Consider the following 22,706-nt stretch of genomic DNA (forward strand, 5'->3'; position numbering starts at 1 on the left):
TCAATTGTACATGCCAAATTTATGAAAAAATTTCATATCTTTGCGAGCATAGGTCATCTGGTTAGGTAAAAATGGACTTTTCACGGTACGAAAAACTCCGCACGCTCGTGCGCGCGAATTTCTCGGAGCAGACCCGGGCACTCGTCGACGAGGCGCTGGAGTATGCCGACGGGAAACTCGCCGGACTGGTGCGCTACGACGGCTCGCCCCTGCTGGAGCATGCCGCCGCGGTGGCTTCGATCGTGATCTCGGAGGTGGGCCTGGGCCGCAACTCCACCATCTCGGCGATCCTGCACGACGTGGTGCGCCTCGCCCACAAGCAGCTGCCCGCCGAAGAATTCCTCGCCCTGAGCGCCGACATCCGCAAACGCTTCGGCGATCAGGTCGTGGGCATCACGCTGGGTCTGGCCAACATCTCGGAGCTGAAGCTCAAGGTGGCCAAGGAGCAGGCCGACAATTTCCGGGACCTGATCGTGAGCTACTCCGAAGACCCGCGCGTCATCCTGATCAAACTGGCCGACCGGCTCGAAGTGATGCGTTCGCTCGAAATGTTCCCCCGCGAAAAGTGGCGCAAGAAGAGCTGGGAGTCGATGAACCTCTACGCCCAGATCGCCCACAAGCTGGGTCTCTACTCGATCAAGAGCGAGCTGGAGGACATCGCCCTGAAATACCTCGAACCGAAGGATTACGAGCACGTCGTCACAAAACTCGAAGAGAGCGCCGAGGAGCGCAAGGCCTTCATCGGGCGGTTCCTCGTGCCGATCGAGCAGCGGCTAAACCGCCTCGGCATCAAATACCACATCAAGAGCCGCACCAAATCGATCTTCTCGATCTGGAACAAGATGCACAAACAGCACGTCCCGTTCGAGGGCGTCTACGACATCTTCGCCATCCGCATCATCATCGACTGCCCGCAGGAGGCCGAGAAACAGCTCTGCTGGACGGCCTATTCGGTGGTGACGGACTTCTACACGCCCAATCCCAAGCGCATGCGCGACTGGATCTCGATCCCCAAGTCGAACGGCTACGAGTCGCTGCACACCACCGTGTCGGCCGAAGGCCGCTGGGTCGAGGTGCAGATCCGCACCGAGCGCATGGACGCCGTGGCCGAGCGAGGCATCGCCGCGCACTGGCGCTACAAGGGCGTCAACCAGGGGGCGCAGACCAGCGAAATGTGGCTGGGACATCTGCGCGAACTGATAGAGGACACGACCCACTCGCTGGCGCAGCGTTTCGACGCCAAGCCCGCGTCGGGCGAAATCTTCGTCTTCACGCCCAACGGCGACCTGCGCAAACTCCCCGAGGGGGCCACGCTCCTCGACTTCGCCTTCGACATCCACACCTCGCTCGGATCGACGTGCGTGGGCGGACGGGTCAACGGCCGCGCCGTGCCGATCCGCGAACAGCTGCGCAACGGCGACATCGTGGAGATCACCACCCAGAAAAACCAGACACCCAAGTCGGACTGGCTGTCGCTGGTGGTGACCTCGAAGGCCCGCAACAAGATCAAGTCCTACCTGCGCGAGGAGCAGGCCAAGCACACGCGCATGGGGCGCGAGGAGCTGGAACGCAAACTCAAGAACTGGAAATTCGCCATCACGATCGACGAGGCGGTGGCTTACCTGGCCAAATACTTCAAACTGCGCCTCGGCACGGAGGTCTACGCGCTGATCGCCACCCAGAAGCTCGACTTCGGGTCGATCAAGGAGATCCTCTCACGCCACCTTTCGGGCGAAGCCGAAGAGGAGCGCCGCGCCGCGGCCGCCGAAATCGAACGCCAGAAGGCCGCGCTGCACGGAACGCAGGAGAAGGCCGCTCCGCAGGACGCGCTGGTGATCGACGACGACATCTCGAAAATCCAGTACAAGCTGGCCAAATGCTGCAACCCGATCAAGGGCGACGACGTGTTCGGATTCGTGACGATCAGCGCGGGAATCACCATCCACCGCTGCGACTGCCCCAACGCCAAGCGCATGCGCGAGAACTACCCCTACCGCGTGATCGACGCCCGCTGGCGGCAGTCGGCCGAAGGGGCGTTCCGCGTCACGATCCGCATCGTGGCGGCCGACACCACGGGCATGGCCAACCACATCACCGAGGTCATCGTCCGCGATCTCAAACTGGGCATCCGCTCGATGAACTTCGCACCCGCCGGGAACGGCTGCGTGGCGGGAGAAGTGGCCGTCGAAGTGCCCGGTACGGCCGTCGTGGACACGCTCATACACCAGATCATGCGCATCAAGGGCGTGCAGCGCGCCTACCGCGTCAACTAATTCCGCAAACAACTTTTTACCCACACAAACGATAAATGAATAACAACACAATCAGCGTCGTTTTCGCCGACTCGTCGCACGCACATTACGCACCGCGTATTTGCGATCTGATCTACGAGTCGGCCCTGCAGCGGGGTACGGGCATCGCCAAGCGGTCGCCCGAATACATCGCCGCAAAAATGACCGGTGGCAAGGCCGTCGTGGCGCTGGACGGTGAAAAACTGGTCGGGTTCAGCTATATCGAGTGCTGGGGTCACGGCGACTTCGTCGCCACCTCGGGACTTATCGTCGATCCGGAGTACCGCCATATGGGACTCGCGGAACAGATCAAACGACGAACCTTCGAGCTGGCCCGACGACGATTCCCGTATGCCAAGTTATTCAGTATCACCACGTCGCTGCCGGTTATGAAGCTCAACTCGCGAATGGGCTACGTCCCCGTGACCTTCTCGGAACTGACCGAAGACGAGGAGTTCTGGCGCGGCTGCGAAGGCTGCTGCAACTACGACATCCTGCAACGCAACAACCGCCGCATGTGCCTCTGCACGGGCATGCTCTACGACCCGGCCAAGGAACCGCCCGCGAAACAGTCGCGGCTGGCCCCCTACCGGATGTTTTTCCGGAACAAAGTAAAAAAACTGTTTCACCTGAAATAACGGAAATATCATTCGAGACAACCCGGTCGCGTCGCGACAAGTCCCCTCCGAGGAGGGGATTCAGGGGAAGGTCAGAATTGCAAACGACGCCGAAGGCGGCGACAACGACCGGAGGATTTGCACTCCGGCAGCATGAATAAAAAAACAAAAAAACAGAATATCATGGAAACCAAGAAGAAAGTGGTTCTGGCGTTCAGCGGCGGTCTGGACACCTCGTTTTGTGTAAAATACCTCTCCGAGGAGAAGGGTTACGACGTTTACACGGCAATCGCCAACACGGGCGGGTTCTCGAAACCCGAACTCGAAAAGATCGAGAAGCGCGCCATGGAGCTGGGCGCCACGGCACACGCGACGCTCGACATCGAGCAGGAGTACTACGAGAAAAGCATCCGCTACATGGTCTTCGGCAACATCCTGCGCAACGGGACCTACCCCATTTCGGTAAGTTCGGAGCGCATTTTCCAGGCCATCGCCATCATCGAATACGCCAAACAGATCGGCGCCGACGCCGTGGCCCACGGTTCGACCGGCGCGGGCAACGACCAGGTGCGCTTCGACCTGACGTTCCAGATCCTCGCCCCCGAGATCGAGATCATCACCCCGACGCGCGACATGACCCTGACGCGCGAATACGAGATCGACTACCTCCGCAAGCACGGCATCACGGCCGACTACAAGAAGATGGAGTACTCGATCAACAAGGGGCTGTGGGGAACCTCGATCGGCGGCAAGGAGACCCTCCACTCGGAGCAGACGCTCCCCGAGGAGGCCTATCCGAGCCAGATCACGGCCGAGGGCGAGGAGCGGCTCAAACTCACCTTCGAGCAGGGCGAGCTGGCGGCGGTCAACGGCACGCCCTACACGGACAAGGTCGAGGCCATCCGCGCCGTGGAGGCCATCGGGGCGAAATACGGCATCGGCCGCGACATGCACATCGGCGACACGATCATCGGCATCAAGGGCCGCGTGGGCTTCGAGGCCGCCGCGCCGATGCTGATCATCGCCGCGCACAAGATGCTCGAAAAACACACGCTGACCAAATGGCAGACCTACTGGAAAGACCAGGTGGCGACGTGGTACGGCATGTTCCTCCACGAAGCGCAGTACCTCGAACCGGTGATGCGCGACATCGAGGCGATGCTCCTCTCCTCGCAGCGCAACGTGACGGGAACCGTGGAGCTGATCCTGCGGCCGCGCAACTATACGCTCGTGGGCGTCGACTCGACGTTCGACCTGATGAAGACCGACTTCGGCGAGTACGGCGAGGTCAACAAGGCGTGGACGGCCGACGACGTGAAGGGATTCACGAAGATCCTCGGCAACCAGATCAAGATTTTCTACAACGTCCAGAAACGCAACAAGAAATGATCCGGGTCGGCATCATCGGAGGCGCCGGGTACACCGCCGGCGAACTGATCCGCCTGCTGGTGAACCATCCGCAGGCGGAGATCGCCTTCGTCCACAGCACTTCGAACGCGGGCAACCGCCTCGCGCAGGTGCACGGAGGACTGGAGGGCGACACCGGCATGCGGTTCTGCGACGCGTACGACCTCGGGGCGATCGACGTGCTGTTCCTCTGCTCGGCCCACGGGCAGAGCCGGGTCTGGATGGAGGAGAACTCGATCCCCGCAGGCGTGAAGATCATCGACCTGGCGCAGGATTTCCGCGACGAGTCGTGCGGATTCGTCTACGGGCTTCCGGAGCTGAACCGCGAACGCATCCGCCGGGCGGAGCGCGTGGCCAACCCGGGCTGTTTCGCCACGGCGATCCAGCTGGCGCTGCTGCCGCTGGCCGCCGCGGGGCTGTTGCAGGACGAGGCGCACGTGACGGCGGTGACGGGTTCGACGGGCGCAGGCGTAAAACCCTCGGCCACGACCCATTTCAGCTGGCGGTCGGACAACATTTCGGTTTACAAGGCCTTCACGCACCAGCATCTCCTGGAGATCGGGCGCAACCTGCGGCTGCTGGAGCCGTCGTTCGACCGCGAAGTGAACTTCGTGCCGATGCGCGGCGACTTCACGCGGGGCATCCTGGCGAGCGTCTACACGGCGTGTCCGCTCGACGGCGAAGCGGCATCGAAGCTCTACGCCGACTTCTACGCCCCCTCGGCATTCACCCGCGTCACGGAACGCGACGTGGACCTCAAGCAGGTGGTCAACACCAACAAGGCGTTGCTCCACACAGCCAAATACGGCGGGAAACTGCACGTCGTCTCGGTCATCGACAACCTGCTGAAAGGGGCGTCGGGACAGGCCGTGCAGAACATGAACCTGATGTTCGGGCTGGACGAAAAGGAGGGTTTGCGGCTGAAAGCCTCGGCATTTTAATCCGGACCGGTGTTATTCACGGCGTACCGCCGTGGTTTGCACTACCTTTTGGTGGCAACCGACGCACGCAGCACGAGCAGAGACCGCTTGCGGGCTATGCCGTGCCAGAAGGAGGAAAACGAGCGCAGCGAAGTTAAAAGCACCAAAACCGCTTCCAGAGGCGATGGCCGGATGCGCGTTTCCGATTCGGTTGCTGCGCCTCTTCTCACGCCGCCTCTGGCGGCGAATGAATCCGGCCCGATGCCGAGCCGTCAAACGAAGTCCCGGCTAAAAGCGCAGGCGTAAGACGCCTGTTTTATGAATGTTCGCGCAGCCCCCTAAAACCCGCCTTTTAGGCGGGCGCCCGGAGCCAGCGTTAGCCGGGACGGCATAGGCAGAGGCATCCGTCGGAGAGCTTTTGGTACTTTTTGCGGCCAAAAAGTACAAAGAATTTCACGGTCAAAGACTGCGATTAAGACAATAAATGTAAATTTGTACATATGGAACTTTTCAACGTATATTCGTTATATCCGATCGAACCGGTGAGGGGCAAGGGCTGCTACGTCTACGACGCGGCGGGAACCGAGTACCTCGACCTTTACGGCGGCCATGCCGTGATCTCGATCGGGCATGCGCAGCCCGACTACGTGCGGGCCGTGCAGGAGCAGGTCGCACGTCTCGGATTCTACTCCAACTCGGTCGAGAATTCGCTTCAGGTGAAGTTGGCGGAGAGACTGGGCCGCATCTCGGGTTACGACGACTACCGCCTTTTCCTCTGCAACTCGGGGGCCGAGGCCAACGAGAACGCCCTGAAACTGGCGTCGTTCCACACGGGCCGGTCGAAGGCGCTCGCCATCTCGAAGGCCTTCCACGGCCGCACGTCGGGAGCCGTCGCCGTGACGGACAATCCGGCGATCTCGTCGCCCTTCAACCGCACGCCGAACGTGGAGTTCACCCCCCTGAACGACATCGGGGCGATGCGCGCGAAGCTCGCCACGCGGGAGTTCGCGGCGGTGATCGTCGAGGGCATTCAGGGCGTTGCGGGCATCCACTGCCCGACGGACGAGTTCCTGCGCGCCGTGCGCGCCGCGGCGACCGAGACCGGGACGCAGCTGGTGCTCGACGAAATCCAGTCGGGATACGGCCGCACGGGCCGCTTCTTCGCCCACCAGGCCGCCGGCATCCGCCCCGACCTGATCACCACGGCCAAAGGCATGGCCAACGGATTCCCGATCGGCGGCGTGCTCATAGCGCCCCACTTCGAGGCGCGTCCGGGGCTGTTGGGAACCACCTTCGGCGGCAGTCACCTGGCCTGTGCGGCGGCCATCGCCGTGCTGGAGGTGATCGAGCGCGACGCTCTGGTGGAAAACGCCGCCGAGATCGGCGACTACCTTCTGGCCGAACTGCACAAGATCGGCGGACTGAAAGAGGTGCGCGGACGCGGCCTGATGATCGGCATAGAGATCGACGGATCGGGTCCGGAGCTGCGCAAGAAACTGCTTTTCGACAAGCACATCTTCACGGGCGGGGCGGGAGCTTCGACCGTCAGGCTGCTGCCGGCGCTGTGCTTGACAAAAGAGATGGCGGACCGCTTCCTCACGGCGTTCGACAAGGTGAAAGGTGAAAAGTGAAAGGTGAAAAAGGCCGACTTTTGCTCCGGACCCCATAAAACAGGCGTTTTACGCCGGCAGGCCGCAGCTCCGCCCTGCGAAGGCCTGCTATTGCGCGTTGCTTCATAGCATTCCCCCGCGAGCTGCCGCCTGCCTAAAAGGCGGGGTTTAGAGGACGATCCAGAGACAGCCTTCCGAGATGGAAGCCAGATAATTTAACAAAAAACAAAAAAACGAATCCATGGATAAATTCACCTGCGTAGAAGACATCGGCGACCTTCGTCAGGCTGTCGCCGAAGCATTGGAGATCAAGCGCGACCGCTTCCAGTTCACGGGACTGGGGCGCAACAAGACCCTTTTGATGCTCTTCTTCAATTCAAGCCTCCGCACGCGGCTTTCGACCCAGAAGGCCGCCATGAACCTCGGCATGAACGTCATGGTCCTCGACGTCAACCAGGGGGCGTGGAAACTCGAAACCCAGCGGGGTGTGGTGATGGATGGCGACAAGGCCGAACACCTGCTCGAAGCCATTCCGGTCATGGGATCGTACTGCGACGTGATCGGCGTAAGATCGTTCGCACGGTTTCAGGACAAAGCCGAGGATTACGAGGAACGCGTGCTGGAGCAGTTCATCCGCCACTCGGGCCGTCCGGTCTTCTCGATGGAGGCCGCGACGCGCCACCCGTTGCAGAGTTTCGCCGACCTGATCACCATCGAGGAGCACAAGGCCGTGGAGCGTCCGAAGGTCGTGATGACCTGGGCGCCGCACCCCAACGCCCTGCCGCAGGCCGTGCCCAACTCGTTCGCCGAGTGGATGAACGCCGCGGACTACGATTTCGTCATCACCCACCCCGAAGGGTACGAACTGGACCCGAAGTTCGTGGGCGCGGCGCGCGTCGAATACGACCAGCGCAAGGCCCTCGAAGGCGCCGACTTCGTCTACGCCAAGAACTGGGCCGCCTATACGGACCCCAATTACGGCAAGGTGCTGTCGCGCGACCGCGCATGGACGGTCGATGCGGAGAAGATGGCGCTCACGAACAACGCCCGCTTCATGCACTGCCTGCCCGTAAGGCGCAACATGATCGTCACGGACGAGGTGATCGAATCGCCCCGTTCGCTGGTGATCCCCGAGGCCGCGAACCGCGAGATCGCGGCCCAGGTGGTACTCAAACGACTGCTGGAGGGTCTGAACTGATGGAACGGATCACAGTCGTAAAAATAGGCGGCAACGTCATCGACAACCCCGCGGCGATGAAACGCTTCCTGAAGGAGTTCGCCGCGCTGGAAGGCCCCAAAATACTCGTGCACGGAGGCGGAAAACTGGCCACGCGGCTGGCCGAGCGGCTGGAGCTGAAGGTGCAGATGGTCGACGGACGCCGCATCACCGACAAGGGAACGCTCGACGTGGTGACGATGGTTTACGCCGGGCTGATCAACAAGCAGGCGGTGGCCGGATTGCAGGCCGCAGGATGCAACGCCCTCGGGCTGTCGGGCGCCGACGGAAACGCCGTCACGGCCCGGCGCCGCAGCCCCCAGCCGGTCGACTACGGGTTCGTGGGCGACATCGAACGGGTGGACTCCGCGCTGCTGCGCAGGCTGCTCGAAGACGGCATGGCGCCCGTCTTCTCGGCCATCATGCACGACGGGAAAGGGACCCTGCTGAACTGCAACGCCGACAGCGTGGCTTCGGCCGTAGCGCTGGGCGCGGCGGAAATCGCCCCGACAGACCTGGTTTTCTGCTTCGAGAAAGCCGGGGTTCTGCGCAACCCGGACGACGACACGTCGCTGATCCGCGAGATCACGGCCGCAACCTATCCGCCGCTCAAGGCCGACGGCGTCGTGAGCAAAGGGATGATCCCCAAGATCGAAAACGCCCTGAAAGCCGTCGAAAAAGGGGTGCGGAGCGTGACGATCCGAAGCTCCGAAAACCTGTCGAACGGAATCGGAACGGTGATCCGGAATTCATAATTCACAATTAGAATAGTTCGATGTCGTAATTGCCTGATCCATGCCCCGGATGCTGTCAGCCGCCGTACTCGCCGCCTTCGGCGTCGTATTCAAATCCGACCCCACCCCGGCCCTCCCTCAAGGAGGAAGATGGCGTCGTTCCGAACCGCAGTCGATTGCAACACGAATGTAGCTAATTCTATTAAAATTCAAAATTTGGACGCACGCATCACAGAGGCCGTAGAACTCTTAAAACAGCTCATCGCGACGCCCTCCCGCTCGCGCGACGAGGCACGCACGGCAGACCTGCTCCACGCATTCCTCGCCCAACGCGGAGCGGCGCCCGAACGGCTTGCGAACAATGTCTGGGCACGGGCCGAGGGGTTCGACCCCGCACGACCGACACTGCTCCTGAATTCGCACCACGACACGGTGCGCCCGGCGGCATCGTACACGCGAGACCCCTATGCGCCCACCGTCGAGGACGGAAAACTTTACGGACTGGGAAGCAACGACGCGGGGGCTTCGGTGGTATGTCTGTTGGAGACTTTTCTCACGTTCCGCACGCGTCCGCTGCCCTTCAACCTCGTGCTGGGAATCTCGGCCGAGGAGGAGTGCATGGGCGAAAACGGCATCCGCGCCCTGCTGCCCGCCCTGGGGAAAGTGGACATGGCGCTGGTGGGCGAACCGACGGGGATGCAGGCCGCAACAGGCGAACGAGGACTGGTCGTCCTGGACTGCACGGCGCACGGCCGGAGCGGTCACGCGGCGCGCGGCGAAGGGGTCAACGCCCTCTACATCGCGCTGGACGACATCGCGCGGCTGCGCTCTTTCCGCTTCGGACGGGAATCGGAACTGTTAGGACCCATCGGCATTGCGGTGACGCAGATCGAGGCGGGCACGCAGCACAACGTCGTGCCCGACACGTGCCGCTTCGTCGTGGATGTCCGCACCACGGACGCCTACTCGAACGAGGAGACGGTCGGGATCCTGCGGGCGGCCCTCCGCTCCGAGGCCGTGCCGCGGTCGACGCGCATCCGCGCCGCGGCGGTCGGCGGGGAACATCCGCTGGTGAAGGCCGCAGTCGCCGCGGGACGCGAAACCTATGTTTCGCCGACCACTTCGGACCGTACGCTGATGCCCTTCCCGGCACTCAAGATGGGTCCCGGACAATCGTCGCGGTCGCACACGGCCGACGAATTCGTCCTCCTCGAGGAGATCGCGGAGGGAATCGCCGTTTATGAAAAGTACATCGGAAAATTAGCACAGGAATATGGCTGGAAAACTTTGGGATAAAGGCTACGAGCCGGACAAAATGATCGAGGAATACACCGTGGGCGACGACCGCGAACTGGACATGCGCCTGGCGCGCTACGACGTCGAAGGGTCGCTGGCGCATATCGCCATGCTCGAGACCATCGGACTGCTGACGGCGGAAGAACTCGAAAAACTCACCGCAGGGCTGAAAGAGATCGCCGCGGAGATCGAAGCCGGGCGTTTCGAGATCGAACCCGGCACGGAGGACGTTCATTCGCAGGTCGAGCTGATGCTCACCCGCCGGCTGGGCGACGCGGGCAAGAAAATACACTCGGGGCGTTCGCGCAACGATCAGGTCCTCGTGGACCTCAAACTGTTCCTGCGCGACGAACTGCGGCAGGTGGCCGACGCCGTGAAGAGGGTCTTCGACCGGTTGCAGGAGCAGAGCGAAAAGTATAAGGAGGTGCTGATGCCGGGTTACACCCACCTCCAGATCGCCATGCCCTCGTCGTTCGGGCTGTGGTTCGGGGCCTATGCCGAGACGCTCGCGGACGACATGCGTCTGGTGGCCGCGGCGTGGCACATCGCCAACCAGAATCCGCTGGGATCGGCCGCCGGATACGGCTCGTCGTTCCCGCTCGACCGCACGATGACCACCCGTCTGATGGGCTTCGAGGAGCTGCACTACAACGTCGTGGCGGCGCAGATGAGCCGCGGCAAGAGCGAACGCGCCGCAGCAGCCGCCATCGCCGCCGTGGCCGCGACGATCGGCCGGCTGGCGATGGACGTATGTCTGTTTATGAGCCAGAATTTCGGGTTCGTGTCGCTGCCCGACGAGCTGACCACCGGGTCGAGCATCATGCCCCACAAGAAGAATCCCGACGTCTTCGAGATCATGCGCGGACGCTGCAACCGCCTGCAATCGGTTCCCAACGAGATCGCGCTGCTGACGACCAACCTCCCCGTGGGTTACCACCGCGACCTGCAACTGTTGAAGGACATCCTCTTCCCGGCGACGACGGAGATCAAACGCACGCTCGCGATGTGCGACTTCATGCTTGCGCACATCCGCGTCAACGAGCACATCCTCGACGACAAAAAATACGACTATCTGTTCACGGTGGAGGACGTCAACCGGATGGTGCTGGCGGGCACGCCCTTCCGCGAAGCCTACAAGCAGGTGGGCATGGCCGTCCAAAGGGGCGAATACACGCCCACACGCGAGGTGCGCCACACCCACGAAGGCAGCATCGGCAACCTCTGCACGGCCCAGATCCGCCGCAAGATGGAGCGCGTGATGCAGGAGTTCGAGTAGGCGCGGCGCGGGCGGACAACAGGCGCGGCGGCGAAAAGCAGGCGCGGACAGGCAACAGACGCGGCGGCGAGATGCAGGCGCGGTGCGGGCAACAGGCGCGGATGTTTGGCCGTTCGGAATAATTGACTAACTTTGTCTGTAACCAACCCAAACCGACAAAGCAATGAATCTGAAACGCATGCTGTTGCTGCTGGCGTTGTCCGCAGCTATTTCGGCCGTCGCCGGACCGCAGAAAGTCAAGACCTCCGTTGAAAAAGTGACCCTGTTCATCGACGGGGCGCAGGTGACGCGCACCCGGCAGGTGGACCTACCGGCCGGAAATTCGACGGTCGTATTCACCGGACTGTCGCCCTATCTGGATGACAAGAGCATGCAGGTCAGCGCCAAAGGTCCATTCACGGTGACGGCCGTCAACCGGCTTTTCAACCACACCGACAGCCTCGAACGCTCGACCCGCCAAAAGACGCTCGAACAGACGCTCGAAGAGACGCAGCGGCAGCTGGACCGGCTGAAGGCCTCGCGCGAGGTCATGGATGCGGAGAGCGAACTGCTGAAAACGAACTGCTCGGTCGCCAACCGGAACGTCGCCACCCCGCTGGCCGCCATCAGGGAGTTGAACGAGTACTATGCCGCACGGCTGGAAACGCTGAAAAGCAAGACGCTCTCCCTCGACGCGGAAGAAGAGAAAATCAACGAGCGCAGACGGCAGATTCTGGCCGAACTGGTGAATCTGGGCGGCAGACAGTCGGACCCGATGAGCGAAGTGGAGGTGCGGATCGAAGCCCCCGCGACCTGCAAGGCGTCGTTCACGCTGACCTACTACGTCCGCAACGCCGGCTGGTTCCCCTCGTACGACATCCGTTCGGGCGGGTTGTCGGAGCCGGTGGAGATCTCCTACAAGGCCAATATTTTCCAGAACACCGGAGAGGAGTGGAAGAACGTCGCCTTGACGCTCTCCTCGTCGAACCCCAATACCGGGAGCATCGCCCCGAAATTGCAGACCTGGCGGCTCGACTACGGTCTCGTCCCGCCCCGCTACAACCTCAACATGACGAGCAACACCGTGTCGGGAACAGTCCTCGACCATCAGCGCAAACCCCTGCCCGGAGCGACCGTCCTGATTCCCGGCACGACCATCGGCGCCGTCACCGACACCCGAGGCAGCTACTCGATCACCGTTCCCAACGGTGCTTCCAGCCTGCAATTCAGCTACGTCGGCTACATACCCCGAACGGAGCGAATCACGGGCAACACGATGAACGTCGTGATGCAGGAGGATGCGACGAAGGTGGACGACGTGGTCGTCATGGGATACGGCGTCTCGAATCAACTGGCAGGCGCCGCACCGGGTGTCCGGATTCGCGGCACAGCGGCTTCGGACAGAAAGGTGGCGGAAGTCGATTTTGCAGACTTCGACGCCGAGAGCGCCGTGATGGAGGTGGAGCAGACGCAGAGCCAGCTGGGCTACGAGTTCGAAATCAGACAGCCCTACACCATCCCTTCAGACGGCAAGAGCGTCGCAGCCGAAATCGGGAGGTTCGACCTGCCGGCCGCCTATATCTACCAGAGCACGCCGAAGATCGACAAGGACGCCTTCCTCGTGGCGGAGGCCACCGGCTGGGAGAGACTCAACCTGTTGCAGGGCGAGGCGAACGTCTATTTCGAAAACACGTTCGTCGGCAAGAGCATCCTCGATCCCGGTCAGACGAGCGACACACTCCGCTTCTCGATGGGCCGCGACCGGAGCATCCGCATCGAACGCACCAAGGAGAACGACTATTCGTCGCGCCGCGCCATCGGTTCGAACCAGACACAGACCGTGGCGTGGAAGTTCTCCGTGCGCAACACACGCCCGGAACCCGTCGTGCTGACGCTCGCCGACCAGCTGCCCGTATCGCGCAACAGCGCCATCGCTGTATCGGCCGAGGAGTTGAGCGGAGGCCAGCTGGACAAGGAGAGCGGCATCGTCACCTGGAGACTGGAGCTGAAACCCGGCGAGCAGCGCGAACTGCGCCTGCGCTACGCCGTGAAATATCCCAAAGGACGCAGCCTGACAATCGAGTGACCCGAAGAGGGGAGGGAAACGAAAAAGGGAGGACTGCATCGTCCTCCCTTTTTTCGAAGCCGTAACTTCCGCCTATTTGATGCGCTCGTAGTACTCACGGGTGCGGGTGTCGACACGGATCTTGTCGCCCGTGTTGATGAACAGCGGCACACGGATCGTGGCGCCGTCCTTCGCCGTCGCGGAATTCACCGTCGCGGGTTTCAGCGAGTTGGTCGACGCCGTGTCGCCCTTGATGCCCGGCTCGGTGTAGATCACCTCCATATCGACGATCGGAGGAAGTTCGGCCGAAAGAACGGCCTCCTTCTCGGTGTGGAACATCACCTCGACGATCTGACCGTCGGTGATCAGGTCGTAGTTGTTGATCAGGTTCCGGTCGATGTTGATCTCCTCGAAAGTCTCGGTGTGCATGAAATGCGCTCCCAGATCATCCTCGTAGGTGAACTGATAAGGACGGCGCTCGACGCGCACCTGCTCGATCTTCTGGCTTACCGACGAGAAGGTGTTTTCCAGCACGCGGCCGTTTTCCAGATTCTTGAGTTTCGAACGGACGAAGGCAGGGCCTTTGCCCGGTTTGCAGTGCTGGAAATCGACCACAAGGAACGTCTTGCCGTCCATTTCGATACACATGCCGATCTTGATGTCAGCTGCTGTAATTGTCATAGGAATATGGTTTATAATTGTTGTTTTTTCGCGCCGCGAAGTTACGAAAAAAATCCGGAAATTCCTATTCCCGGGGCCACGGCCCGCTGCAAACGCCCGCAGAACGGCCTCAAAGCTCTATCGCCTTGCATTTGAGGCCCATCTGCCGGATCTTTTCCAGCGTACGGGGAAGTGCGTAACGCATGTTGCGGAAGGCCTTTTCGCTGTCGTGGAACACCACGATGGCGCCCGGCGCGAGGTGTTTCGTGACGTTCTTCAGGCAGGTGCGGGGCGACAGGCGGCGGTTGTAGTCGCGCGAGATGATGTCCCACATCACCAGTTTGTAACGCTGGCCCAGGAAACGCGCCTGCGCCGGGGTGATGCGCGCATAGGGCGGACGAAACAGTTCACTGTGGATCAGATCGTTGGCAAAATCGACATCCTCCGTATAGCGTTCGAGGCTCATGCCCCATCCCTTCTGGTGCGAATAGGTGTGGTTGCCCACCTTGTGCCCGGCGTCGAGAATGCGCTTGTAGAGGTCGGGATACATCTCGACGTTCTTGCCCAGCACGAAGAAGGTCGCTTTGGCATCGTACTTGTCCAGCGTCGAAAGAATCCACTCCGTGACGCCCGGCGTGGGACCGTCGTCGAAAGTCAGGAACACGCCGTCCTCGTCGTCGATCTCCCAGATCAGGTCCGGCATCAGGCGCCGGACTATTTTTGGCGGTTTCAAACGCATAACGCGGCAAAAATAGTGAAATTCCGCGCCATTTGGAAAAATATACGTATATTTGTGATAAAGACAACTCGAATCGACCGACTATGAAAACGCTTTTCCGGATAACGATCGCAGCGCTGATCGTCGCGACGGCAGCAGGCTGCGACGCCTTCAAGACCCTGAACAATTCGAAAAAAAGTGCACAGGGAAAACCCTACGAACTGATCGTGGTATGTCCCCAGGCGGAGTGGACGGGCGAGGTCGGAGATTCGCTGCGCGCGATTTTCACCGCCCCGGTGCCCTATCTGAACCAGATCGAGCCGATCTTCGACGTGTTGCGCGTCACCGAACGCGGCTTCACGGGCATGGTCGCCGATCACCGCAACATTCTCAAGATTCTGGTCGATCCGGAGCTGAAGGAGACCACGACCGCCGTGCAGTACGACGTGACGTCCGATCCGCAGATCGTGATGACGCTGCAAGGCCCCAGCGACGGAGCGCTGGTGAAATACCTCGCGGAAAACCGGGAGAACCTCGTCTATGCGCTCGAAAAGGCCGAACGCGACCGCGCCGTGAAGGCCAACGAGACCTATGGCAACCCCGGCATCGAGTCGGCCATTCTCAAAACGTTCGGCGTGGAGATGAAGGTTCCGAAGGGCTACACGCTGGCCGCACAGAAACCCGACTTCATCTGGGCGCGCAACGAGTACCCGACCGCCAGTCAGGGATTCTTCATCTACTCCTACCCCTACGAAGGCAAGCAGTCGCTCACGGAAGAGGCGCTGGTAGCCGCACGCAACAAGTACGCGGCGCAGATTCCCGGCCCGGCGGAGGGTTCGTACATGATCACTTCGGACGCTTTCGCCCCCGACTACCGCCTGTTCCGCATGGAGGGACGCCTGTGGTGCGAACTCCGCGGATTCTGGGACGTGCACGGCGACTTCATGGGAGGCCCGTTCGTCAGCTATACGACCGTGGACACGGCCACCAACCGCGTCTTCACGCTCGACTGCTACGTCTACGCCCCCGATCTGAACAAACCCCGCAAGCGCAACTACATGCGGGGACTCGAACACCTGCTCTACTCGGTGCGTTTCCCCAGGCAGTAACCCCCGCTTCCGGCGCGCAACGCCCAACCGCGCGATGAGAAGAAACCGACGGATATGCAGCAGATACTGACATATGCCTTTCTTGTAATCTACACGGTCACGATCCTCGGCATCGTCCTGGTCATCATCACCGACAACCGGAACCCGCTGAAGACCCTGCCGTGGATCATCGTGCTGGTGTTCGCCCCGGTCGTGGGGCTGGTCTTCTACTTTTTCTTCGGACAGAACCTCTCCAAGCAGCGCATCATCTCGCGCCGCACGCGCAAACGCATCACCATGCAGCTCGAAGAGGCTCTCGACGACGGACGGCCCGACATCCCGGACGAGCACCTCCCGCTGGCCCGGCTGCTCGCCGCGACGATCCACTCCGTGCCGCTCTACGGCAGCCGCATCACGCCCTACACCGACGGCAAGTCGAAGATGGAGGCGCTGCTTGCGGAGATCGCCCGGGCGAAGCACCACATCCACATCCAGTATTACATCTTCTGCGACGACACGACGGGCTGCCGCCTGCGCGACGCGCTGGTCGCGAAAGCCCGGCAAGGGGTCGAGGTGCGCATCCTCTACGACGACGTGGGGTGCAGCGGCGTGAAAAAGTCCTTTTTCGAGGGGATGCGCCGCGAGGGAATCGAGGCGTTCGCGTTCCTGCACGTCAAGTTCCCGCTTTTCACCAGCAAGGTCAACTACCGCAACCACCGCAAAATAGCCGTCATCGACGGCTGCGTCGGCTTCATCGGAGGCATGAACATCGCCGACCGCTACGTCCGCGGCACGGAGTGGGGATCGTGGCGCGACACCCACTTCCGGATCGAGGGCAGCGGCGCGGCGGGGTTGCAGGCGTCGTTCCTGAGCGACTGGTCGGCGACCACGAAGCGGCACATCGCAGGCGCGGAGTACTACCCCGCGGCGGAACGCCATACGGACGACATCCTGCAGATCGTGCCGAGCGGACCGTTCGGCAAGTGGCGGGCACTGTTGCAGGCCGACAGTTACGCCGTCTCGAACGCCCGGAAGCGAATCTGGATACAGACCCCCTACTACCTCCCGTCCGACGTGCTGAACTCGGCCCTGCAAGTGGCGGCGCTGGCCGGCATCGACGTAAGGCTGATGCTCCCGGCGCGCTCCGACTCGAAGGTCGTGGACCTGGCGTCGCACTCCTATCTCGACGACATGATGAAGGCCGGGGTGAAGATTCTCTTCTACAAACCCGGCTTCCTACACTCCAAACTGCTGATCATCGACGACTCCCTGACCGTCATCGGCTCGGCGAACATGGATTTCCGCAGCTTCGAACACAATTTCGAGGTCAACGCCTTTGTCTACGACAGAGAGTTCACGGCCCGCATGGCTGGGGTATTCGAAGACGACGCCTCGCGCTGTCATGCCCTGACGCCCGGAGAATGGTTCAACCGCCCGCGGCCGCGCCGCTGGGCGGAGTCGCTGATGCGGGTGTTCTCGCCGCTGCTGTAATCCCGCCTAAAAGGCGGAGGGGGGGGGATTTTAGACCGGCAAGTTTTGTGCATCGTAAGACGCGGGGCGGACAGGTAGTACCGACGTACGTCCCGTTCGCCCCGCGTGAGGGATGTGCGGAAATTGCCGCATAAAATCGAACCCTAAATGTCGACGATGCCGTTGCGGATGGCATAGACCACCAGCGACGCGGTGTTCTTGCAGCCGGTTTTTTCGAGGATGTTGGCGCGGTGCTTGTCGACCGTGCGCTTCGAGATGAAAAGTTCGTCGGCGATCTCCTGATTCGACAGCCCCCGGCAGACGGCCACCAGGATTTCACGTTCGCGCGACGACAGCTGTTCGTCCGCGGCGTCTTCCCGCGTGCGCATGCGTCCCGTGAGCGACGAGAGCAGCTGCGGCGAAAAATAGCTGCCGCCCGCAGCCACCGTCTCGACAGCCTCGATCACGTCGCCGATGTCGGAATCCTTCAGCAAAAAGCCCCGCGCTCCGGCTTCGACCATGCGCGAATAGTAACTCTCCTCGCCGAACATCGAGAGCGTGATGATTTTGAGGTCGGGACGCTGCGCCAGCGCCCGCTCGGTCGTCTGCGCCCCGTCCAGCCCCGGCATGGCGAAATCCATGAACACGACATCGGCGTCGACGCCGCCGAGCATCGCCAGAAACTCCTCGCCGCTGGCCGCCTCGCCGACCACGCGGCACGCCGCACAGCGTTCGAGCAATCCCCGCAGGCCGTTGCGGAAAAGCGAATGGTCGTCGACCAGGATGATCTTGTACGGTTCCATTATCGGCGGCGGCGTTTGCGGTTGTGGTTGCGGTTCAGCGGCGCAGGCTCCTCCTGCGTATTGACGCGGATGGCGGCGCGCATGCCCTTGCCCTTGGCCGAGGCGATGTCGAACGTGCCGCCCAGCGAGTTGATGCGCGACGCGATGTTCGAAAGCCCCATGCCGCAGTCCATCATCGCCTGCGGATTGAACCCGCGGCCGTTGTCGGTATAGTCGAGCGTCAGCTCCGAGCCGTTCTGCGACAGCGAAAGGTTGATCGCCGAGCAGGCGGCGTGCTTGAGCGAGTTGTTGATCAGTTCGCAGATCACGCGATAGAGAATCACCTCGATGTCGGTGTCGTAACGTTCCGAACGGAGGTTCGTCGTGAAACGGATCTTCACGTCGTGCATCGCAGCGCTCTTGTCGATGAAGTTCTGCACGCCCCGCGCCAGCCCGAAATCGTTGAGCACGTGGGGCGAAAGGTTGTTCGAAATCTCGCGCAGCGAGCGGATCGCCTCGTCGATCACATAGGTCGTATTGTCGATGATCTCGCGCTGCTCGGCGTCGTGCTCCTCACGCGCGAGGGCCGTAAGCGACATTTTGGCCGAAGAGAGCAGCGGCCCGAGACCGTCGTGCAGCTCCTTCGAGAAACGCGACCGGGCCTTCTCCTCGGTGCGGAGCACGGCCGTGAGGATACGCTTGTTGAGCAGCGACCGCTGACGGTTCAGACGGTTGATGTATTTGAACAGCTTGTGGGCGTACATCACGCCGATCGACAGGCAGACCGAGATCACGATCCCCAGATAACCGAACCACCAGCGGGGAATGATCTCGAAGCCCGATACGAGAAGCAGCTGGATGAGGCGTTCGACCGACAGCAGCGAAAAGCCCACGATGAAAAGAATCCACACCGAATTGTATTTGGTGGTGCGCACCAACCGCAGGGCATAGCCCGTGGCGACGCATTGGATGACGATGGCTATGACTAACAGGATCTTGATCAGCATAGGCGGACATTTTTTGACAAAAATAATTAAAAATTAAGAATTAAGCATTAAAAATGCCGCCTTCGGACTGCTCTCCGCCGATTTTCCGGTCCGGCGCCCCTCTCCGGTCACTTCAAGACCTTCGTCAGATTCTTCAGCTGGCGGTAATCCGTCAGATCGACCTGCACGGGAACCACCGCCACGTACTTGTTGGCCAGCGCCCATTCGTCGGTGTCGGTGGCTTCAGGCTCGCCGTTGACGAATTCGCCCGTGAGCCAGAAATACTCCCGGCCCCGGGGGTCTTCGTGGCGGTAGAACTCTTCGCGCCAGAAACCGCGGTTCTGGCGGCAGAGTTTCATTCCCTTGAGTTCCCCGACGCTGCCGACCGGAACGTTCACGTTCAGGCACAGCGGCAGTTCGACCTCCGCGGCGAAGATGTCGCCGACGATCCGCCGGCCGTAGACCACCGCAGCGGCGAAATCGGCGTCGGCCCCGTGGTCGTCGAGCGACAGCCCGACGGCCGGACAGCCGTAGAAACTGCCTTCGATGGCGGCGCCCATCGTCCCGGAGTAGAGGACGTTGACGGCCGAGTTGGAGCCGTGGTTCACGCCCGAGATCACCATGTCCACGCGCTCGTCGCGCAGCAGGTAGTCGAAGGCCATTTTGACGCAGTCGACCGGCGTTCCCGAAAACGCGTAAACCACGACGCCCTCCTCCTCGCGGATGCGGCGCAGGTAAAGCGGATTGTACATCGTGATGGCCTGGCTCATGCCGCTCTGCGTCGTCTCGGGAGCCACGACCACCACGCGGCCGAAGGCCCGGGCGACCTCTATGGCGGCCTCCATGCCTTTCGAATCGTATCCGTCGTCGTTGGTTACGAGTATCAGTCTTTCATTCATCTTTCAAATCGTTTTCCCGCAAAGATACGAATAATATCGCGCTTTTTTCATGCAATAGTTGCACCGTTCGGAAAATTCTTCCTATATTTGCAGTCCCTTTCGGGCGTATATCAACCTCTTCCATTGGGCGCTACGGCAGATGCGGACGGGTACGGCGGGCGGAAAGCGAATGCTTCAGACGCAGCCAAACCAATTCGCGGGATTACAGGCAAAGGACCTGTATGGTAGCCCCGGCGCAGCGGGAATGTCGAATGCGAAACACAAAAATTGTTGCAACAATGAACAAAGACGCAATCATCAAGCTCGTCAACGAGCAGATGTGGCCCAAGACGGACGCCGACGTGCCGTCGTTCAAGGCCGGTGACACGATCACCGTCTCCTACAAGATCGTCGAGGGAAACAAGGAGCGCGTGCAGAGCTTCCGCGGTGTGGTTATCCAGATCAAAGGCTCGGGCAAGACCAAGATGTTCACGATCCGCAAGATTTCGAACGGCGTGGGCGTGGAGCGTATCTTCCCCCTCTACTCGCCTCACATCGACAAGATCGAGGTCAACAAGATCGGTGTCGTACGCCGCGCACGCATCTACTACCTGCGCGACCTGACCGGCAAGAAGGCCCGCATCAAGGAGAAGCGCATGACCCGCACGGAGAAGAAATAATCCCGCGGTCGGAAAGAGAAAACAGGATGTCTGAAAAGGCATCCTGTTTTTTTGCGTCCGAAAGAAGCGCGGAACCGACCGGAGACGTCAGAGAACGATGCCGCCGGTCTTTTCAGCGCATCGTATTCAGCCTGGAGCCGGGCCAAAGCCGCCTCGTTGCAGCGTTCGACCAGACCGTGCAGGGCTGCGACCTCCTCCGGAGCGAGTCCCAGGCTGGCGACGATTTCGGGCGTCAGCCGGGATGGTTCTGTAAGGGGCAGAACGAAAACTCCAAAAGGGATAAAAGAGATGAAACGATTGTAAAGTAGATAGTTAGGATAGAACGGTCAAATTTCGGCTGCGTAATTTACCGTAATTTCAGTGCAGGAATTTCAAGGCGAAACGCCCCAATTCAATGCGTAACCGCAATATTCAGTGGTAATTCACCACAAAGACGAGCCCGCACGACCATTTAAACGTGGTTTGTGCGGGCTTTATAGTATAATGACCGATCTGTCCCCTATTTGAGCGAGTTCAGACGCAGCGACGCCTTGATAAAAGCAAGCGCCCGGATGCGGTTGATGTGTATCTCCATCGGTTTGTGGTGCTCGTTATAGCTGACCAGCACGATGTGATCAGGTATATCGGATTTTTGCAGGTATTTCCCCGAAACGTACTCGTCTCCGTCAATATAGAACGAAATCAGATACATTTCACCCCATATAATGCTGTGCATGATGTCATGTACCTGCTTGTAAAACACGATGTCTCCGCTTTTCAGCAGCGGGTACATCGAATCCCCTACGATACGCAGTCCTCCGTCGCATTTGGGGATCAGTGTCGTCTCCATGACCCGACGATCGACTGGCTGTATTGGTCTGCAAACAGCGGAACAAGACCAGCGACGGCCTCCATGTCATATATAGGTATCTGCTGGCGGTCAATCAAACGATCGGTTCGCAACTTGAAAACCTTATCTACGGCAACATCGGCGACATTCTTCTCGAAACTCTCTTCGCCTGTCGGGTATTCAGTAAAAGGTGACGTTTTTTGGAGTTTTGGTAAGCAAAATTTCTCCTTCTCCAGTCAACAGCCAAATAGGATTTACATCGTTATAATATGAGAGAAATCTCAATAGATTTTCTTCGGAGATACCATTAGGTATCTGCTGACGATCAATCAGGCGATCGGTTCGCAGTTTGAAAACCTTATCTACAGCAACATCGGCGACATTCTTCTCGAAACTCTCTTCGCCTGTCGGGTATTCAGTAAAAGGTGACGTTTTTTGGAGTTTTGGTAAGCAAAATTTCTCCCCGACCTGTTAGCAACCAATCTGCATTCAACGAATGCTATCTACGCCTTTCGGGTATTCTGTATTTGATAAGGAATTTTGGTAAGTAAAATTTCTCCTTAAAGCATGGCGTTTTTGGGAGTTTTCGTTTGCCATGCTTTTCGCCATGCTCTTTGCTATGTTTTGAAAACATGGCGTTTTTCGGAGTTTTGGTATTGTTTTTTGGTGATTCGATAGTCTGTATTTGTAGGCGCTTTTTGGAGTTTTCGTTTGCCTACATTTAGGCCTACAATTTTGCCTACGTTTAAATTGTAGGCGTTTTTTGGAGTTTTGGTATTGATTTTTTGCTGGCTGATATTCTGTATTTGACCACGTTTTTCGGAATTTTCGTTTGTGGTCAAAATAGTGGCCCTTTTCATTGACCACGTTTTCCGGAGTTTTGGAATAGAAAATAATACCGCCCGCCGAAATGATCGACGGGCGGCAACTGTTCGGGTTTCGCAGTCTTCAGGGAACAGGTCAGGACACCTTTCTAACCCGGTGCTGCGCGGGTGTTCTGCGTGCCCTGCGGGGGTTCTTCATCCTCTCGGCCTTTCGCGCTTCCATATCCGCCCTGCGTTCGGCTTTTAACCGCTTGATATAAGCGCTATAATCAGGGTCCCGGCGCAACCAGGACAGATATGTGATATATCCGACATGAAACATATCATAAACCCGTTGGTTGAATTAAAATAAAGCATCTTTAACAAGACCAATTTTACGA

At 60.0% G+C, this 22,706-nt stretch carries 20 protein-coding genes; 13 read left to right on the plus strand and 7 right to left on the minus strand.

Annotated features, from left to right (window positions below; all coding sequences use genetic code 11):
• Positions 1-71 precede the first annotated feature (71 nt).
• From DWW03_RS12375 to DWW03_RS12420, 10 genes are all read left to right on the plus strand, one after another.
• Entirely contained in the window at positions 72-2,273 is a 2,202-nt protein-coding gene (locus tag DWW03_RS12375) for a RelA/SpoT family protein (RefSeq protein WP_118406806.1), read from the plus strand.
• Between the two features lie 35 nt (positions 2,274-2,308).
• The gene (locus DWW03_RS12380; protein WP_015547035.1) at positions 2,309-2,929 is read left to right on the plus strand and encodes a GNAT family N-acetyltransferase; all 621 of its coding nucleotides are present in this window, start codon (positions 2,309-2,311) and stop codon (positions 2,927-2,929) included.
• A gap of 162 nt (positions 2,930-3,091) precedes the next feature.
• Positions 3,092-4,297: an argininosuccinate synthase gene (gene argG / locus DWW03_RS12385; protein WP_015547034.1), complete on the plus strand. Its 1,206-nt coding sequence runs from the start codon at positions 3,092-3,094 to the stop codon at positions 4,295-4,297.
• Positions 4,294-5,256 carry an N-acetyl-gamma-glutamyl-phosphate reductase gene (gene argC, locus DWW03_RS12390; RefSeq protein WP_022062679.1) on the plus strand — a complete coding sequence of 321 codons (963 nt, stop codon included), beginning with the start codon at positions 4,294-4,296 and terminating at the stop codon, positions 5,254-5,256. The genes argG and argC overlap by 4 nt, the downstream gene beginning before the upstream one ends.
• Positions 5,257-5,735: 479 nt before the next feature.
• Positions 5,736-6,866: an aspartate aminotransferase family protein gene (locus DWW03_RS12395; RefSeq protein ID WP_015547032.1), complete on the plus strand. Its 1,131-nt coding sequence runs from the start codon at positions 5,736-5,738 to the stop codon at positions 6,864-6,866.
• A gap of 220 nt (positions 6,867-7,086) precedes the next feature.
• Positions 7,087-8,043 (plus strand): N-acetylornithine carbamoyltransferase, encoded by a 957-nt coding sequence (locus DWW03_RS12400; protein WP_015547031.1) that lies wholly within the window; start codon positions 7,087-7,089, stop codon positions 8,041-8,043.
• Complete coding sequence (argB, locus tag DWW03_RS12405) at positions 8,043-8,816, plus strand: acetylglutamate kinase (RefSeq protein WP_015547030.1); 774 nt, start codon at positions 8,043-8,045, stop codon at positions 8,814-8,816. The genes DWW03_RS12400 and argB overlap by 1 nt, the downstream gene beginning before the upstream one ends.
• Positions 8,817-9,011: 195 nt before the next feature.
• A complete protein-coding gene (locus DWW03_RS12410) occupies positions 9,012-10,091 on the plus strand; it encodes a M20 family metallo-hydrolase (RefSeq protein ID WP_022062672.1) in 1,080 nt (359 codons plus the stop codon).
• Positions 10,069-11,367, plus strand: coding sequence for an argininosuccinate lyase (argH, locus tag DWW03_RS12415; RefSeq protein WP_022062671.1), 1,299 nt, complete (start codon positions 10,069-10,071; stop codon positions 11,365-11,367). Before DWW03_RS12410 ends, argH begins: the two co-directional genes overlap by 23 nt.
• A 163-nt stretch (positions 11,368-11,530) precedes the next feature.
• Positions 11,531-13,432, plus strand: coding sequence for a DUF4139 domain-containing protein (locus tag DWW03_RS12420; protein ID WP_181989628.1), 1,902 nt, complete (start codon positions 11,531-11,533; stop codon positions 13,430-13,432).
• Positions 13,433-13,504: 72 nt separating this feature from the next.
• Here DWW03_RS12420 and efp read toward each other — a convergent pair whose 3' ends face one another.
• Entirely contained in the window at positions 13,505-14,092 is a 588-nt protein-coding gene (gene efp, locus DWW03_RS12425; RefSeq protein WP_019152099.1) for an elongation factor P, read from the minus strand.
• Positions 14,093-14,201: 109 nt separating this feature from the next.
• Positions 14,202-14,774: a polysaccharide deacetylase family protein gene (locus tag DWW03_RS12430; protein ID WP_015547026.1), complete on the minus strand. Its 573-nt coding sequence runs from the start codon at positions 14,772-14,774 to the stop codon at positions 14,202-14,204.
• A gap of 119 nt (positions 14,775-14,893) precedes the next feature.
• On the opposite strand from DWW03_RS12430, the gene DWW03_RS12435 reads away from it, so the two are divergent.
• Positions 14,894-15,898, plus strand: a complete 1,005-nt coding sequence (locus DWW03_RS12435; RefSeq protein ID WP_118406807.1) for a DUF4837 family protein — start codon at positions 14,894-14,896, stop codon at positions 15,896-15,898.
• Positions 15,899-15,952: 54 nt separating this feature from the next.
• The gene (gene cls / locus DWW03_RS12440) at positions 15,953-17,368 is read left to right on the plus strand and encodes a cardiolipin synthase (RefSeq protein ID WP_118406808.1); all 1,416 of its coding nucleotides are present in this window, start codon (positions 15,953-15,955) and stop codon (positions 17,366-17,368) included.
• A gap of 143 nt (positions 17,369-17,511) precedes the next feature.
• On the opposite strand, the gene DWW03_RS12445 is transcribed toward cls, so the two are convergent.
• The 3 genes from DWW03_RS12445 to surE all read right to left on the minus strand — a co-directional run bounded on the left by DWW03_RS12445 (position 17,512) and on the right by surE (position 20,014).
• Positions 17,512-18,150 carry a response regulator gene (locus DWW03_RS12445; RefSeq protein WP_015547023.1) on the minus strand — a complete coding sequence of 213 codons (639 nt, stop codon included), beginning with the start codon at positions 18,148-18,150 and terminating at the stop codon, positions 17,512-17,514.
• Complete coding sequence (locus DWW03_RS12450) at positions 18,150-19,136, minus strand: sensor histidine kinase (RefSeq protein ID WP_015547022.1); 987 nt, start codon at positions 19,134-19,136, stop codon at positions 18,150-18,152. The genes DWW03_RS12445 and DWW03_RS12450 overlap by 1 nt, the downstream gene beginning before the upstream one ends.
• Before the next feature lie 107 nt (positions 19,137-19,243).
• The gene (gene surE / locus DWW03_RS12455) at positions 19,244-20,014 is read right to left on the minus strand and encodes a 5'/3'-nucleotidase SurE (RefSeq protein WP_022062667.1); all 771 of its coding nucleotides are present in this window, start codon (positions 20,012-20,014) and stop codon (positions 19,244-19,246) included.
• Positions 20,015-20,292: 278 nt separating this feature from the next.
• Between surE and rplS the strand changes: the two genes are divergently transcribed.
• On the plus strand, positions 20,293-20,673 hold the full coding sequence (gene rplS, locus DWW03_RS12460) for a 50S ribosomal protein L19 (protein WP_015547020.1): 381 nt from the start codon (positions 20,293-20,295) through the stop codon (positions 20,671-20,673).
• 499 nt (positions 20,674-21,172) lie between these two features.
• Here the strand turns inward: rplS and DWW03_RS12470 are convergent, their stop codons facing one another.
• Both DWW03_RS12470 and DWW03_RS12475 read right to left on the minus strand, forming a co-directional pair.
• Positions 21,173-21,502, minus strand: coding sequence for a helix-turn-helix transcriptional regulator (locus DWW03_RS12470; protein WP_118406809.1), 330 nt, complete (start codon positions 21,500-21,502; stop codon positions 21,173-21,175).
• Positions 21,503-22,119: 617 nt separating this feature from the next.
• Positions 22,120-22,362, minus strand: coding sequence for a hypothetical protein (locus DWW03_RS12475; protein ID WP_044054295.1), 243 nt, complete (start codon positions 22,360-22,362; stop codon positions 22,120-22,122).
• Between the last annotated feature and the right edge of the window lie 344 nt (positions 22,363-22,706).

It is taken from the genome of Alistipes sp. AF14-19 (assembly GCF_003461645.1).
GTDB classification, from domain to species: domain Bacteria; phylum Bacteroidota; class Bacteroidia; order Bacteroidales; family Rikenellaceae; genus Alistipes; species Alistipes shahii.

Bases quoted from the DNA above. Each gene is read 5' to 3' on its own strand.
- DWW03_RS12435 (WP_118406807.1), top strand. From the start codon at position 14,894: ATGAAAACGCTTTTCCGGATAACGATCGCAGCGCTGATCGTCGCGACG.
- surE (WP_022062667.1), bottom strand. From the start codon at position 20,014: ATGAATGAAAGACTGATACTCGTAACCAACGACGACGGATACGATTCG.
- DWW03_RS12380 (WP_015547035.1), top strand. From the start codon at position 2,309: ATGAATAACAACACAATCAGCGTCGTTTTCGCCGACTCGTCGCACGCA.
- DWW03_RS12475 (WP_044054295.1), bottom strand. From the start codon at position 22,362: ATGAAAAGGGCCACTATTTTGACCACAAACGAAAATTCCGAAAAACGT.
- argH (WP_022062671.1), top strand. From the start codon at position 10,069: ATGGCTGGAAAACTTTGGGATAAAGGCTACGAGCCGGACAAAATGATC.
- cls (WP_118406808.1), top strand. From the start codon at position 15,953: ATGCAGCAGATACTGACATATGCCTTTCTTGTAATCTACACGGTCACG.
- DWW03_RS12450 (WP_015547022.1), bottom strand. From the start codon at position 19,136: ATGCTGATCAAGATCCTGTTAGTCATAGCCATCGTCATCCAATGCGTC.
- DWW03_RS12420 (WP_181989628.1), top strand. From the start codon at position 11,531: ATGAATCTGAAACGCATGCTGTTGCTGCTGGCGTTGTCCGCAGCTATT.
- DWW03_RS12430 (WP_015547026.1), bottom strand. From the start codon at position 14,774: ATGCCGGACCTGATCTGGGAGATCGACGACGAGGACGGCGTGTTCCTG.
- argB (WP_015547030.1), top strand. From the start codon at position 8,043: ATGGAACGGATCACAGTCGTAAAAATAGGCGGCAACGTCATCGACAAC.
- DWW03_RS12445 (WP_015547023.1), bottom strand. From the start codon at position 18,150: ATGGAACCGTACAAGATCATCCTGGTCGACGACCATTCGCTTTTCCGC.
- rplS (WP_015547020.1), top strand. From the start codon at position 20,293: ATGAACAAAGACGCAATCATCAAGCTCGTCAACGAGCAGATGTGGCCC.
- DWW03_RS12470 (WP_118406809.1), bottom strand. From the start codon at position 21,502: ATGGAGACGACACTGATCCCCAAATGCGACGGAGGACTGCGTATCGTA.
- DWW03_RS12400 (WP_015547031.1), top strand. From the start codon at position 7,087: ATGGATAAATTCACCTGCGTAGAAGACATCGGCGACCTTCGTCAGGCT.
- efp (WP_019152099.1), bottom strand. From the start codon at position 14,092: ATGACAATTACAGCAGCTGACATCAAGATCGGCATGTGTATCGAAATG.
- DWW03_RS12375 (WP_118406806.1), top strand. From the start codon at position 72: ATGGACTTTTCACGGTACGAAAAACTCCGCACGCTCGTGCGCGCGAAT.
- argG (WP_015547034.1), top strand. From the start codon at position 3,092: ATGGAAACCAAGAAGAAAGTGGTTCTGGCGTTCAGCGGCGGTCTGGAC.
- argC (WP_022062679.1), top strand. From the start codon at position 4,294: ATGATCCGGGTCGGCATCATCGGAGGCGCCGGGTACACCGCCGGCGAA.
- DWW03_RS12395 (WP_015547032.1), top strand. From the start codon at position 5,736: ATGGAACTTTTCAACGTATATTCGTTATATCCGATCGAACCGGTGAGG.